Annotated in this window: 14 protein-coding genes, 1 pseudogene and 1 other annotated feature; of the genes and pseudogenes, 4 read left to right on the forward strand and 11 right to left on the reverse strand. The window is 49.7% G+C overall.

Annotated features, from left to right (window positions below; all coding sequences use genetic code 11):
* Positions 1-61: 61 nt before the first annotated feature.
* The 9 genes from btuC to thrS all read right to left on the reverse strand — a co-directional run bounded on the left by btuC (position 62) and on the right by thrS (position 8,456).
* Complete coding sequence (btuC, locus tag A7090_RS14330; RefSeq protein ID WP_105274528.1) at positions 62-1,042, reverse strand: vitamin B12 ABC transporter permease BtuC; 981 nt, start codon at positions 1,040-1,042, stop codon at positions 62-64.
* 100 nt (positions 1,043-1,142) lie between these two features.
* Positions 1,143-1,442, reverse strand: coding sequence for an integration host factor subunit alpha (ihfA, locus tag A7090_RS14335; protein ID WP_001229265.1), 300 nt, complete (start codon positions 1,440-1,442; stop codon positions 1,143-1,145).
* A gap of 4 nt (positions 1,443-1,446) precedes the next feature.
* The gene (gene pheT, locus A7090_RS14340) at positions 1,447-3,834 is read right to left on the reverse strand and encodes a phenylalanine--tRNA ligase subunit beta (RefSeq protein WP_105274529.1); all 2,388 of its coding nucleotides are present in this window, start codon (positions 3,832-3,834) and stop codon (positions 1,447-1,449) included.
* Between the two features lie 14 nt (positions 3,835-3,848).
* The gene (gene pheS / locus A7090_RS14345; RefSeq protein WP_046081448.1) at positions 3,849-4,832 is read right to left on the reverse strand and encodes a phenylalanine--tRNA ligase subunit alpha; all 984 of its coding nucleotides are present in this window, start codon (positions 4,830-4,832) and stop codon (positions 3,849-3,851) included.
* A gap of 209 nt (positions 4,833-5,041) precedes the next feature.
* Positions 5,042-5,166: a sequence feature (Phe leader region), on the reverse strand.
* Positions 5,116-5,160, reverse strand: coding sequence for a pheST operon leader peptide PheM (gene pheM, locus A7090_RS14350; protein ID WP_001386830.1), 45 nt, complete (start codon positions 5,158-5,160; stop codon positions 5,116-5,118). (Overlaps the previous feature by 45 nt.)
* A 116-nt stretch (positions 5,167-5,282) precedes the next feature.
* A complete protein-coding gene (gene rplT / locus A7090_RS14355) occupies positions 5,283-5,639 on the reverse strand; it encodes a 50S ribosomal protein L20 (RefSeq protein ID WP_000124850.1) in 357 nt (118 codons plus the stop codon).
* Between the two features lie 53 nt (positions 5,640-5,692).
* A complete protein-coding gene (gene rpmI, locus A7090_RS14360) occupies positions 5,693-5,890 on the reverse strand; it encodes a 50S ribosomal protein L35 (protein ID WP_001124225.1) in 198 nt (65 codons plus the stop codon).
* Positions 5,891-5,981: 91 nt separating this feature from the next.
* Positions 5,982-6,524, reverse strand: coding sequence for a translation initiation factor IF-3 (gene infC, locus A7090_RS14365; protein ID WP_001700733.1), 543 nt, complete (start codon positions 6,522-6,524; stop codon positions 5,982-5,984).
* Positions 6,525-6,527: 3 nt separating this feature from the next.
* On the reverse strand, positions 6,528-8,456 hold the full coding sequence (thrS, locus tag A7090_RS14370) for a threonine--tRNA ligase (RefSeq protein ID WP_105274530.1): 1,929 nt from the start codon (positions 8,454-8,456) through the stop codon (positions 6,528-6,530).
* A 726-nt stretch (positions 8,457-9,182) separates the two neighbouring features.
* On the opposite strand from thrS, the gene yniD reads away from it, so the two are divergent.
* Entirely contained in the window at positions 9,183-9,290 is a 108-nt protein-coding gene (yniD, locus tag A7090_RS14375) for a small membrane protein YniD (RefSeq protein WP_001142445.1), read from the forward strand.
* A 52-nt stretch (positions 9,291-9,342) separates the two neighbouring features.
* On the opposite strand, the pseudogene A7090_RS14380 reads toward yniD, so the two are convergent.
* Positions 9,343-10,097 (reverse strand): annotated as a pseudogene (locus A7090_RS14380) (DUF481 domain-containing protein).
* Positions 10,098-10,383: 286 nt separating this feature from the next.
* On the opposite strand from A7090_RS14380, the gene pfkB reads away from it, so the two are divergent.
* The 3 genes from pfkB to A7090_RS14395 all read left to right on the forward strand — a co-directional run bounded on the left by pfkB (position 10,384) and on the right by A7090_RS14395 (position 12,670).
* Positions 10,384-11,313, forward strand: coding sequence for a 6-phosphofructokinase II (gene pfkB / locus A7090_RS14385; protein WP_105274531.1), 930 nt, complete (start codon positions 10,384-10,386; stop codon positions 11,311-11,313).
* Positions 11,314-11,413: 100 nt separating this feature from the next.
* Entirely contained in the window at positions 11,414-11,704 is a 291-nt protein-coding gene (gene ghoS, locus A7090_RS14390) for a type V toxin-antitoxin system endoribonuclease antitoxin GhoS (RefSeq protein WP_105274532.1), read from the forward strand.
* 105 nt (positions 11,705-11,809) lie between these two features.
* On the forward strand, positions 11,810-12,670 hold the full coding sequence (locus A7090_RS14395) for a fructosamine kinase family protein (RefSeq protein WP_105274533.1): 861 nt from the start codon (positions 11,810-11,812) through the stop codon (positions 12,668-12,670).
* A 40-nt stretch (positions 12,671-12,710) separates the two neighbouring features.
* Here A7090_RS14395 and A7090_RS14400 read toward each other — a convergent pair whose 3' ends face one another.
* Complete coding sequence (locus A7090_RS14400) at positions 12,711-13,247, reverse strand: YniB family protein (RefSeq protein ID WP_105274534.1); 537 nt, start codon at positions 13,245-13,247, stop codon at positions 12,711-12,713.
* Between the last annotated feature and the right edge of the window lie 39 nt (positions 13,248-13,286).

A 13,286-nucleotide genomic window follows, 5' to 3' on the forward strand; every position in this document is an offset into this window, starting at 1 on the left:
ATTTCTCCTGGGTGTGGTCAGTAAAAATCTTAGCTTTTAATCATAGACCGTCTTTTTGCGGCTAACGTCCTGCTTTTAACAATAACCAGATAAACACCGGCGCACCCAACGTTGCGGTGACCACGCCAATAGGCAGCTCTGCGGCAGCTAATGTCAGACGCGCGACAATATCGGCCAGCAACAATGCGCTCGCCCCTGCCAACGCGCAGCCGGGAAGTAATACGCGATGATCGGTTAAGCCACACAGCCGGAGAATATGTGGGATCACCAGACCAATAAAGCCGATAGCCCCTGCCAGCGCGACACTAACGCCGACCATCCAGCCGGTCGCTGCCACCAGCACATTGCGCCAGAACCACAGGGGTAAACCTAGTTGCCGCGCCGATATCTCGCCAAGCGCTAACATATTCATCGGTCTGGCCTGACAGCAGATCCACAACAACACGGGGATCAATGCCAGCATCAGCCAGCTTTGCCGCCAGTCTACGCCGCCAAAACCGCCCATCATCCAGTACATCAGCTGGCGTAAATCAACAGAGGTGGAAAAGTAGATAGCCCACGTCATTAGTGCGCTACAGATAATCCCTAATGCAACGCCTGCCAGCAGTAACCGACTGGTTGAAAGATGACGACGGGCGAAACGTAAGAGTATTAAAGTGATGATAAGCGCGCCAGCAATCGCACACAGCCCCAGCGCCCAGTTGGGGAGTTGCCCTTGCCCAAGCAATACCGCAGCGATAAGCCCCACGCCTGCGCCATTAGAGACGCCAAGTAGTCCAGGTTCTGCCAGAGGGTTTTCAAACAACGCCTGCATTACTGCGCCGGATATAGCCAGCGCCGCGCCAACCAGTAATACAGCCAGCGTACGTGGCAGGCGAATTTGCCAAACGAACAGTTCGCCACGAGGTGTAAACCAGTCACCTGGCGAAATCCATTGTTCACCGGCGCAAAGACTTAAGAGAAGCGCCAGCAGCAGCAAAACTGACAGGCATAATAACCAGCGAAGATTATGTCGCTGTTGTTGGAGGGCAAGAGTCAGCATGGTATCCGTTCTGCTGAAGTGTCATGGCGTTGATTTTACGGTGACTCTTCGACAGTGAAAAGAAAAAAGGCCGCAGAGCGGCCTTTTTAGTTAGATCAGATTACTCGTCTTTGGGCGAGGCGTTTTCGACCCGGCTTTTTAACTTCTGCCCGGGTCTGAAGGTCACCACGCGCCGTGCTGTAATGGGAATATCCTCGCCCGTTTTCGGGTTACGTCCCGGGCGTTGATTCTTATCACGCAGATCGAAGTTACCAAAACCAGAGAGTTTCACCTGTTCGCCGTTTTCCAGAGCGCGACGGATCTCTTCGAAAAACAGTTCAACCAGTTCTTTGGCATCCCGCTTGCTAAGCCCAAGCTTATCAAACAGATATTCTGACATTTCAGCTTTTGTAAGCGCCATAGGTTCAATCCCTCAATGATGCCTGGAATCGCTCTTTTAATGCCTCTACACATTTGGCGACGGTAGCGGCAATCTCCTCTTCTTCGAGTGTACGGCTGGTATCTTGCAGAATCAGGCTTATGGCGAGGCTCTTATACCCCTCCGCAACACCCTTACCGCGGTACACGTCAAACAAGTTTACGCCAACTACCTGATTTACGCCAACTTTCTTACATTCGGATAAAATATCCGCTGCGGGAACGTTTTCTGCGACCACTACTGCGATATCACGACGGTTCGCCGGGAAGCGAGAAATCTCGCGCGCCTGAGGCACCACGCGGTCTGCGAGCTTGTTCCACTCCAGTTCGAACACCAGAGTGCGACCGTTAAGATCCAGTTTACGTTCCAGTTCAGGATGAACAACCCCAACAAAACCAATACGTTCACCTTTCAGATAAATCGCTGCGGATTGCCCTGGATGCAGTGCCGGATTCGCTTCTGCACGGAATTCAACATCAGCCAGTTTACCGGTCAGGTCGAGAACGGATTCAAGATCGCCTTTCAAATCATAGAAATCAACCGTCTCTTTTGCCAGGTTCCAGTGCTCTTCATAACGGTTACCGCAAATGACACCCGCTAACATCAGATCCTGACGAATGCCCAATGGAGCCTGGGTATCTGGCACGAAACGCAGACCACTTTCAAAAATGCGCACACGGTTTTGCTGACGGTTCTGGTTGTACACCACGGTTGCCAGCAGGCCGGTCCACAGAGAAAGACGCATTGCCGACATATCAACGGAAATCGGGCTTGGCAGCAATAAAGCTTCAACGCCTGGATGGATCATCTGCTGCACTTTCGGATCAACGAAGCTATAGGTGATCACTTCCTGATAGCCCTTGTCGTTGAGCAGCATTTTCACGCGCTTGAGCGACAGGTCAGCCTCACGGTGAGTACCCATAATCAGGCTCGCCTGTACCGGCTCATCCGGGATGTTGTTATAACCGTAAACACGCGCCACTTCTTCGACCAGATCTTCCTCAATCTCCATGTCGAAACGCCAGCTCGGCGCAACTGCCTGCCACTCGTCCTTGCCTTCGGTCACTTCGCAGCCGAGATGACGCAGAATGTCAGTTACCTGCTCATCGGCAATATGATGGCCGATCAGGCGATCCAGTTTGCTACGACGTAAAGTGATGGTTGCACGCTTCGGCAGCGTTGCTTCGTTAGTGATATCGATAACCGGACCCGCTTCACCGCCGCAGATGTCGATCAGCAGACGGGTCGCACGTTCCATCGCTTTGTACTGCAGTGCCGGATCAACGCCACGCTCATAACGGTGAGACGCATCAGTATGCAGGCCATGACGACGAGCACGACCGGTGATAGACAGCGGGCTAAAGAAAGCGCATTCCAGCAGGACGTTTTGCGTTTCATCATTCACGCCAGAGTGTTCGCCACCAAAGATCCCCCCCATCGCCAGCGCCTTGTTGTGGTCGGCAATGACCAGGGTGTCAGCATTCAGCTTCGCTTCAGTACCGTCGAGCAGCACCAGCGTTTCACCCTCTTTCGCCATTCGCACCACAATGCCGCCTTCAATGCGATCTTTATCGAAAGCGTGCATCGGCTGGCCCAGTTCGAGCAACACATAGTTGGTGACGTCAACGACCGCATCGATAGAACGGATCCCGCAGCGACGCAGTTTTTCTTTCATCCACAGCGGGGTTGGCGCTTTAACGTTAATGCCTTTTACCACACGGCCAAGATAACGTGGGCAGGCTTCCGGCGCTTCGACTGCAATCGGCAGCGTGTCGTTGATGGTCGCACCAACCGGAACGATTTCCGGTTCAACCAGCGGCAGCTGGTTCAGTACGGCAACGTCACGCGCAACACCAATGATACCTAAGCAATCGGCACGGTTTGGCGTTACGCTGATTTCGATAGTGTTGTCATCGAGTTTCAGGTATTCACGAATGTCGGTGCCAATTGGCGCATCCGCAGGCAGTTCGATAATGCCGCTGTGATCGTCTGAAATCCCCAGTTCAGAGAAGGAACACAACATCCCTTCTGACGGTTCACCACGCAGTTTAGCTGCTTTAATTTTGAAATCGCCCGGCAGTACAGCACCAATGGTCGCAACTGCCACACGCAGGCCCTGACGGCAGTTTGGCGCACCGCAGACGATGTCCAGCAGGCGATCGCCGCCGACATTGACTTTTGTTACACGCAGTTTGTCAGCGTTCGGATGCTGCGCACACTCAACCACTTCACCAACAACCACGCCGTGGAAGCTACCGGCAACCGGTTCTACACCGTCTACTTCCAGGCCAGCCATGGTAATTTGATTTGCCAGCGCATCGCTATCAATCGCCGGATTCACCCACTCGCGTAACCACAGTTCACTGAATTTCATAATCTATTCCTGCCTTATTTAAACTGTTTGAGGAAACGCAGATCGTTTTCGAAGAATGAACGCAGGTCAGTGACGCCGTAACGCAACATAGTCAGGCGCTCCATCCCCATACCGAAGGCAAAACCAGAGTAAACTTCCGGATCGATGCCAACATTACGCAGCACGTTCGGATGCACCATCCCGCAGCCCAGCACTTCCAGCCATTTACCGTTTTTACCCATGACATCTACTTCTGCAGAAGGTTCAGTGAACGGGAAGTAGGAAGGACGGAAGCGGATCTGCAAATCTTCCTCAAAGAAATTACGCAGGAAGTCGTGCAGCGTGCCTTTCAGGTTGGTAAAGCTAATGTTGGTATCAACAATCAGACCTTCCATCTGATGGAACATCGGCGTGTGAGTCTGGTCGTAGTCGTTACGATAAACGCGGCCTGGCGCGATAATACGAATCGGTGGCTGCTGGGCTTTCATGGTGCGGATCTGTACGCCAGAGGTCTGAGTACGTAGCAGGCGGGTAGCGTCAAACCAGAAAGTGTCGTGGTCAGCGCGCGCCGGGTGGTGACCAGGAATATTCAGAGCATCGAAGTTATGATAATCGTCTTCGATCTCCGGCCCGGTTGCCACGGTAAAGCCAAGCTCACCGAAGAAACTTTCGATACGGTCGATGGTACGGGTAACCGGATGCAGACCGCCGTTTTCAATGCGACGACCAGGCAGGGAGATATCAATAGTTTCCGCCGCCAGACGCGCATTCAGCGCCGCGCTTTCCAGTTCAGCCTTACGCGCATTCAGCGCCTGCTGCACTTGCTCTTTTGCTTCGTTGATAACCGCACCCGCTGCCGGACGCTCTTCTGGCGGCAGTTCACGCAGGGTCGTCATCTGAAGGGTTAAGTGCCCTTTTTTACCCAAATATTCGACGCGCACATTATCTAACGCGGCAACATCTGACGCCTGGCTAATGGCCGCCTTCGCACTGGCAACCAGTTCTGCGAGATGTGACATGGTTTTCCTCATTGTGTCAGTGGTGACACTGGTTCGTTGGACTTAGAGCCTATCCCATCAGGCTATTTTACTTGCCATTTTGGTCCCGGGCAGTGCTCGAAATCCTCACGTACTTAAGTACGCCCCGGTTTCTCCGCGCTGGCCGTGTCCAGACTGGCTGCGACAATTACGCCTGATGAGACAGGCTTTTTATTTTTCAAAACGCGCATACAAAAAAAGCCTCCACTGGGAGGCTTTCAGGCGCTGTTTTCCGTTTCTCTTCTCACGCGCTTGCCTCCTGGAGTCAGGTGCTAAAGTAAAAAAAGAAGCGGAAAATAGCAGCATTCATTGCTTGCGTTACCTTTTGGTACTCTTTAAAAGACCTTTATTGAAAGGGCTACGGCGATAAAAGTCAATGTTTTGATAGCGTTGAAACGAAAAGAGGGAGACTAGCTCCCTCTTTCAACTGGCTTATGCCAGAGCTGCTTTCGCTTTTTCAACCAGAGCGGTGAACGCTACTTTGTCGAATACTGCGATATCAGCCAGGATCTTACGGTCAATTTCAACAGAGGCTTTTTTCAGGCCATTGATGAATTTGCTGTAAGAAATACCGTTCTGACGTGCTGCTGCGTTGATACGCGCAATCCACAGTTGACGGAACTGACGCTTACGTTGACGACGGTCACGGTAAGCATACTGACCAGCTTTGATAACAGCCTGGAAGGCAACGCGGTATACGCGAGAACGCGCACCGTAGTAGCCTTTAGCTTGTTTCAAAATTTTCTTGTGACGTGCGCGTGCAATAACACCACGTTTTACGCGAGCCATATGTGCTCTCCTGTATCTATATTCTAATTAAAAAGTTGAAAAACGTTAACGGCTTATGCGTACGGCAGGCACGCGATTACCAGGCCCAGATCGCCTTTGGAAACCATGGCTTTCGGACGCAGGTGACGTTTACGTTTAGTCGCTTTTTTGGTCAGAATGTGACGCAGGTTAGCGTGCTTGTGCTTAAAACCACCTTTACCGGTTTTTTTGAAGCGCTTAGCAGCACCGCGTACGGTCTTAATTTTTGGCATTTTAATAACTTCCACTTCGCATTGTTGATAAACGAAACAAAGGCGAATCACCCTGTGAGCCGAAGCCCACAGGAATGATTGCTTGATGGCCTTACTGTTTCTTCTTAGGAGCGAGCACCATGATCATCTGGCGGCCTTCGATCTTCGTTGGGAAGGATTCGACCACTGCCAGCTCTTGCAAATCGTCTTTCACGCGATTAAGCACTTCCATACCGATTTGCTGGTGCGCCATCTCACGACCACGGAAACGCAGTGTGATCTTGGCTTTATCACCCTCTTCGAGAAAGCGAATCAGGCTGCGGAGTTTTACCTGATAGTCGCCTTCATCTGTACCAGGACGGAATTTAATTTCCTTAACCTGGATAACTTTTTGCTTTTTCTTCTGTTCCTTAGAAGACTTGCTCTTTTCATAGAGGAATTTGCCGTAATCCATTATACGACAAACCGGCGGCTCGGCGTTAGGGCTGATCTCGACTAAGTCTACTCCGGCTTCTTCTGCTTTCTCCAGAGCTTCTCTCAGACTCACAATACCAAGCTGCTCGCCTTCCAGACCTGTTAAGCGAACTTCCTGGGCGCGAATTTCGCCATTGATACGGTTAGGGCGCGCCGTTTGAACTCGTTTTCCGCCTTTAATACCTTATTCCTCCAATTGTTTAAGACTGCGGCTGCGAATCTCTTGTTGCAGCTTCTCGATCACTTCATTTACGTCCATGCTTCCCAGGTCTTTACCACGGCGGGTACGAACGGCAACTTTGCCAGATTCCACCTCTTTATCACCACAGACCAGCATATATGGGACACGACGTAAAGTGTGCTCGCGGATTTTAAAGCCAATCTTCTCATTTCTCAAGTCTGCTTTAACACGAATGCCCGCATTTGATAGTTTTTGCGTCAATTCGTTAACGTATTCAGACTGTGAATCGGTAATATTCATGATAACAACCTGAACCGGCGCAAGCCAGGTCGGGAAGAAACCAGCGAATTCTTCGGTCAGGATACCGATGAAACGTTCCATCGACCCCAGAATTGCGCGGTGAATCATTACCGGTATCTTACGCTCGTTGTCTTCGCCCACATAAGAGGCGCTCAGACGAGACGGCAAGGAGAAGTCAAGCTGTACTGTACCGCACTGCCATGCACGATCGAGGCAGTCATACAGGGTAAATTCAATTTTCGGACCGTAGAAAGCGCCTTCCCCCAGTTGATACTCAAACGGGATGTTGTTTTCTTCCAGTGCAACCGCCAGGTCCGCCTCAGCACGGTCCCACATTTCGTCGCTGCCAATACGTTTTTCAGGACGAGTGGAGAGTTTGACGACGATCTTCTCGAAGCCAAAAGTGCTGTACATATCATAGACTAAACGGATACATCCGTTAACTTCATCGCGAATTTGTTCTTCAGTACAGAAGATATGCGCATCATCCTGGGTAAAACCACGCACGCGCATCAGGCCATGCAGCGAACCTGACGGCTCGTTACGGTGGCAGCTACCAAACTCGGCCATACGCAGCGGCAGATCGCGATAAGACTTCAGCCCCTGGTTAAAAATCTGTACGTGACCCGGGCAGTTCATTGGCTTAATGCAGTATTCACGGTTCTCAGAAGACGTGGTGAACATTGCATCTTTGTAGTTGTCCCAGTGACCGGTTTTTTCCCACAGGACACGGTCCATCATGAACGGACCTTTAACTTCCTGATACTGGTACTCTTTCAGTTTAGAACGAACAAACACTTCCAGTTCACGGAAGATGGTCCAGCCATCGTTGTGCCAGAATACCATACCCGGTGCTTCTTCCTGCATATGGTACAGGTCGAGCTGTTTACCGATTTTACGGTGGTCGCGTTTCGCGGCTTCTTCCAGGCGCTGCAGATAAGCGTTAAGCGCTTTTTTGTCTGCCCACGCTGTACCGTAAATACGTTGCAACATCTTGTTGTTGCTGTCGCCGCGCCAGTAAGCCCCTGCCGTTTTCATCAATTTGAAATGATGGCAGAAACGCATGTTCGGTACGTGCGGACCACGGCACATATCGACATATTCTTCATGGAAGTACAGACCTGGCTTGTCATCATGAGCGATGTTTTCGTCAAGAATGGAGACTTTGTAGCTCTCCCCACGGTTGGCGAAAGTTTCACGCGCTTCGTGCCAGTTGACTTTCTTCTTAATGACGTCGTAGTTTTTCTCAGCAAGCTCATGCATCCGCTTCTCGAGTGCTTCGACATCTTCCTGGGTTAACGTGCGGTCAAGATCAACGTCGTAATAGAAACCGTTGTCAATAACCGGGCCGATTGCCATTTTGGTATGCGGCCAAAGTTGCTTAATCGCGTGCCCTAACAGGTGCGCACAGGAGTGACGAATGATCTCCAGACCTTCTTCGTCTTTGGCGGTAATGATCGACAGTTGTGCGTCGTTTTCAATCAGATCGCAAGCATCAACCAGTTCGCCATTAACGCGCCCTGCGATACAGGCTTTCGCCAGACCTGGACCAATGTCCAGCGCAACATCCATGGGGCTTACAGCGTGGTCATAATGGCGTTGGCTGCCATCAGGAAGAGTTATAACAGGCATTTTATATCCTTATTTGCAGTGGTGACCCACACGAAAGATCACATACAAAGAAAAATTTGTTTATTAACAGTTCATTGCGAAACCATCTAGCCAACAAATGCTAAATTGGTTCGCAATCAGGTACACAAATGAAAGACATTAACCTCTCACCTTCCACCCGGTTGAGCGATGTTAACACTAAAAAAAGGGAGATTGTACCTTTCCGTTTCACATTGATTAGATTCGCAATTCGTTTGTGGTGAGTACGCCTGCAAAACGCGTTAAGAACAACTGACAACATCGCTGAGTGTCTGAAGGGATTACTGCGGGTGGATTTACAGCAGCGTAAACTGAATCCAGAAAAGTTCGTTGCGCTATTTGCGCGGTGGTATTTTAACGATCATGAGATTAATAACAAAGTGGTCATATCGCAATGATGTAAGGATTTTGGCTTCGCTTTAGATATTTTCTTCTGTCGTTTTGCAAAAAAAATTCTCTTAGACAACACCAGCTATTCACCATAATTATTATAAAACGGAAGAAACATATTACGCTGCTATAGATGAACTACAGACGTATTTATATGATATTTAAGTTGATAAGTACCTTTATTTCACTCATAAAATACCGGAATACTGTCCAGGTATTCAACGCTATCCTAACTACGGTTATAACAAATAATCCCCTGATGCCTGTCCCATTTGTTACACTCCGATATCACGTACAAGAGATACGCAGGACACAGGCATGCCGACTAAACGCTTTGATAAAAAACACTGGAAAATGGTGGTGGTGCTACTGGCAATCTGTGGCGCTATGTTGTTGCTACGTTGGGCGGCAATGATTTGGGGTTGAGCAGTGACAAATGAGTACAGCCAGACCGCATGACACGGTCCGGCAGATAATTTTACATGCTGTAGCCCAGCGATAAGGTTGTCCGACGATCGGTATGTTCCGGTGCGGACTCCGGAGGTTCAGAGTTCCATGTGACGTTATAAGCCACCTTCAGCCCAAAATGTTCATTAATAGCAACATTTAATGCGCTTTCGGAGTTCAGCGTTGTATCCTCCGCGCCAAAGACGGAAACACCCTGCGTAAATTTAGCATTGTCAGTTAACTGCCATGCATAAGCTCCGGATGCATAACCCAGCGGCTGGGTTTCACTGGCATTGTCGGTATATTTGTCGTAACGCACCCCTGGGCCGAATTCAAAGCGGAAACTGTGTACCGGGCCATTCAAAAACTGACGACCATAACCTGCGGTCAACACATCGCGCTCTCGATAGCCGTTGTAGCGGTCTGTCAGCCAACTTGCCTGACCAAAAAAATAATCATAATCAGTTAAATTAAAACGGCTACGCCCGCCGCATATTTTTCTGAAGAACGCTCATCATTAGAAGAGGTATTACTGGCATTCCCCCACAGCGACCAGGCGGTGGTTTGTCCATACCAGGTCATGGTAGTGTCAGCCGTAAGTGAGGAGCTTTTCGTATTGCCTGATTGTGCAAGATATCCTGCGTTCAGATTACCTTCGAAAGGTTTTTTAGCGCTGGCAGGATCGTCCATGACAGTAAAAACGGAATCATCGGCAGTTGCATTCAGTGACGCAAACATGCCCCCCGCCAACATAACGATGGCAGGAACTGTCTTCAAAAGCTTCATTTATCAAGAGTCCGTACAACAAAAAAAGAGACCATCGCGGCCCCGGAAACTTTCTTAAGGATCAAGGATTAGCGTCCCAGGAAAGGTAACGAATTATAAAAAGGCGCGAATAACTTAGCAATGAATTCTTATTTCATTTTTTGAATAAGCATGTACCGAAAACAGATTTTTATTTATATATCTTTATCTGCAAAATTTTAAATAAAGCGCCAATAAATCATATTGTTAATTTCTTCACTTTCCGCTGATTCGGTGCCAGACTGAAATCAGCCTATAGGAGGAAATGATGGTACGTATCTATACGTTGACACTTGCGCCCTCTCTCGATAGCGCAACAATTACCCCACAAATTTATCCCGAAGGAAAACTGCGCTGTACCGCACCGGTATTCGAACCCGGGGGCGGCGGCATCAACGTCGCCCGCGCCATTGCCCATCTTGGAGGCAGTGCCACAGCAATCTTCCCGGCGGGTGGCGCGACCGGCGAACATCTGGTTTCACTGTTGGCAGATGAAAATGTCCCCGTCGCTACTGTAGAAGCCAAAGACTGGACCCGGCAGAATTTGCACGTACATGTGGAAGCAAGCGGCGAGCAGTATCGTTTTGTTATGCCAGGCGCAACACTAAGTGAAGATGAGTTTCGCCAGCTTGAAGAGCAAGTTCTGGAAATTGAATCTGGGGCCATCCTGGTCATAAGCGGAAGCTTGCCGCCAGGTGTGAAGCTGGAAAAATTAACCCAACTGATTTCCGCTGCGCAAAAACAAGGGATCCGCTGCATCATCGACAGTTCTGGCGAAGCGTTAAGTGCAGCACTGGCGATTGGTAACATCGAGTTGGTTAAGCCTAACCAAAAAGAACTCAGTGCGCTGGTGAATCGCGAACTTACCCAGCCAGACGATGTCCGCCAAGCCGCGCAGGAAATCGTTAATAGCGGCAAGGCCAAACGGGTTGTCGTATCCCTGGGTCCACAAGGGGCGCTGGGCGTTGATAGTGAAAACTGCATTCAGGTCGTGCCACCACCGCTGAAAAGCCAGAGTACTGTTGGTGCAGGCGACAGCATGGTCGGCGCGATGACACTGAAACTGGCAGAAAATGCATCGCTTGAAGAGATGGTCCGTTTTGGCGTAGCTGCGGGGAGTGCCGCCACACTCAATCAGGGCACACGCCTGTGCTCCCATGACGATACGCAAAAAATTTACGTTTACCTTTCCCGTTAACAGAAACATTCCCCCTGCATTGGGGGAATCACCACGAACCCGTCGGCAACGCGTTTCTCCGACTATGCTCAAAAGTCATGTAATAACAAAGGGGCTAACTATGGCCAATGGCGCTCTTGTCCGTTATGTCATAACCGTCATGTTGCATGAGGATACGTTGACTGAAATTAACGAGTTGAATAATTATCTGACTCGCGACGGTTTTTTGCTCACCATGACGGATGACGACGGAAATATCCATGAGCTGGGAACTAACACTTTTGGACTTATCAGTACCCAAAGTGAAGAAGAAATTAGAGAACTGGTTTCAGGGCTTGCCCAAAGTGCAACCGGCAAAGATCCTGAAATCACCATCACGACCTGGGAGGAATGGAATAACAACAGAAAATAAATGGTTTTTGGGCAATAATCAGTCTGTGGTGTGCGTTAGCTCGTGTTTTTACACCGCATTCTTGCGCTAACCTTATGATCTGGCAGACAACATGGGAGAGACATCATGTGGCAGGCAATCAGTCGTCTTTTGAGCGAGCAGTTAGGTGAAGGCGAAATCGAACTGCGTAATGAACTGCCTGGCGGAGAAGTCCATGCCGCATGGCATTTGCGCTATGCAGGACGTGACTTTTTCGTCAAATGTGATGAGAGGGAACTGCTTCCCGGTTTTACCGCCGAAGCCGACCAACTGGAGTTACTGTCGCGTAGTAAAACCGTTACCATACCTAAGGTTTGGGCGGTTGGCGCTGACCGTGACTACAGTTTTCTGGTAATGGATTATCTCCCACCTCGCCCGCTGGATGCGCATAGCGCATTTATTCTTGGTCAGCAAATTGCGCGTTTACACCAATGGAGCGACCAACCACAATTTGGCCTCGATTTCGATAACGCGCTCTCCACAACGCCACAGCCCAACACCTGGCAACGTCGCTGGTCAACGTTTTTTGCTGAACAACGGATTGGCTGGCAGCTGGAACTGGCGGCAGAAAAAGGGATCGCTTTCGGCAATATCGACGCCATCGTCGAGCATATTCAGCAGCGTCTGGCCTCGCATCAACCGCAGCCTTCTCTGTTACACGGCGATTTATGGTCCGGTAACTGTGCGCTGGGCCCGGATGGCCCGTACATTTTCGACCCGGCCTGTTACTGGGGTGACCGAGAGTGCGATCTGGCGATGCTACCGCTGCATACTGAACAGCCGCCACAAATCTATGACGGCTATCAGTCAGTATCCCCGCTACCTGCCGATTTCCTTGAACGTCAACCCGTTTACCAACTCTATACGCTGTTAAATCGTGCAAGGTTATTTGGCGGTCAGCATTTGGTTATTGCTCAGCAGTCACTGGATAGATTATTAGCCGCATGATATGGATTGAGGATAATGGCCGCCCAGTGCGGCCTTTAGATTAAATAAACCCAAGCAGAGAAAAGAATACATAACCCGCAGCAATACAAATAACCGGCAGGATATATAGCGAGAAAAACTGCAGGAAAATAGTATGGTGCGGAACAACAATTCGTGACTCAATTTGTTCACGCGTTAGCCCCTCTTCTCCTTTGGCTTTTTCCAGAATGAGTTGATCTTCAACACCTTCCCGCAAGAAACGTGCCTGGCGACTCATCCGGGCGCCGGAATCCTGCAACGCCAGTCCGACAAAAATCAGGATAAAAATCACCCAGAACATAACGTTCACGCCACCATTAAAATTGGGCGTCGGGGAGTTATACCAGAACAGATTCAAAAAAGGCGTATTCACCTGCATCATATCGATCATGACATGCGTAAAGTCGAGCATGACCGCATTAATGCCTTCCTGGTTTTCCTGCCGGGTATTCATAAATTTCAGCAAAGAAATCAATGTAGAGATCAATGCAGGTATAAAAACCACCCAACCCAAAATCCTTTTCAAGACAGCAATGCGTCCAGCTTGTTGATACGTCATGAGTTCTCCTTGATTAAGACGCGTCGTTTCACTTAGTTT

The sequence above is a fragment of the Escherichia sp. MOD1-EC7003 genome (assembly GCF_002965065.1).
Taxonomy (GTDB): domain Bacteria; phylum Pseudomonadota; class Gammaproteobacteria; order Enterobacterales; family Enterobacteriaceae; genus Escherichia.

Excerpts from the sequence above, each read along its gene's own strand:
- btuC (WP_105274528.1), bottom strand. The coding sequence starts at position 1,042 with ATGCTGACTCTTGCCCTCCAACAACAGCGACATAATCTTCGCTGGTTA.
- ihfA (WP_001229265.1), bottom strand. The coding sequence starts at position 1,442 with ATGGCGCTTACAAAAGCTGAAATGTCAGAATATCTGTTTGATAAGCTT.
- pheT (WP_105274529.1), bottom strand. The coding sequence starts at position 3,834 with ATGAAATTCAGTGAACTGTGGTTACGCGAGTGGGTGAATCCGGCGATT.
- pheS (WP_046081448.1), bottom strand. The coding sequence starts at position 4,832 with ATGTCACATCTCGCAGAACTGGTTGCCAGTGCGAAGGCGGCCATTAGC.
- rplT (WP_000124850.1), bottom strand. The coding sequence starts at position 5,639 with ATGGCTCGCGTAAAACGTGGTGTTATTGCACGCGCACGTCACAAGAAA.
- rpmI (WP_001124225.1), bottom strand. The coding sequence starts at position 5,890 with ATGCCAAAAATTAAGACCGTACGCGGTGCTGCTAAGCGCTTCAAAAAA.
- thrS (WP_105274530.1), bottom strand. The coding sequence starts at position 8,456 with ATGCCTGTTATAACTCTTCCTGATGGCAGCCAACGCCATTATGACCAC.
- yniD (WP_001142445.1), top strand. The coding sequence starts at position 9,183 with ATGCCGACTAAACGCTTTGATAAAAAACACTGGAAAATGGTGGTGGTG.
- pfkB (WP_105274531.1), top strand. The coding sequence starts at position 10,384 with ATGGTACGTATCTATACGTTGACACTTGCGCCCTCTCTCGATAGCGCA.
- ghoS (WP_105274532.1), top strand. The coding sequence starts at position 11,414 with ATGGCCAATGGCGCTCTTGTCCGTTATGTCATAACCGTCATGTTGCAT.
- A7090_RS14395 (WP_105274533.1), top strand. The coding sequence starts at position 11,810 with ATGTGGCAGGCAATCAGTCGTCTTTTGAGCGAGCAGTTAGGTGAAGGC.
- A7090_RS14400 (WP_105274534.1), bottom strand. The coding sequence starts at position 13,247 with ATGACGTATCAACAAGCTGGACGCATTGCTGTCTTGAAAAGGATTTTG.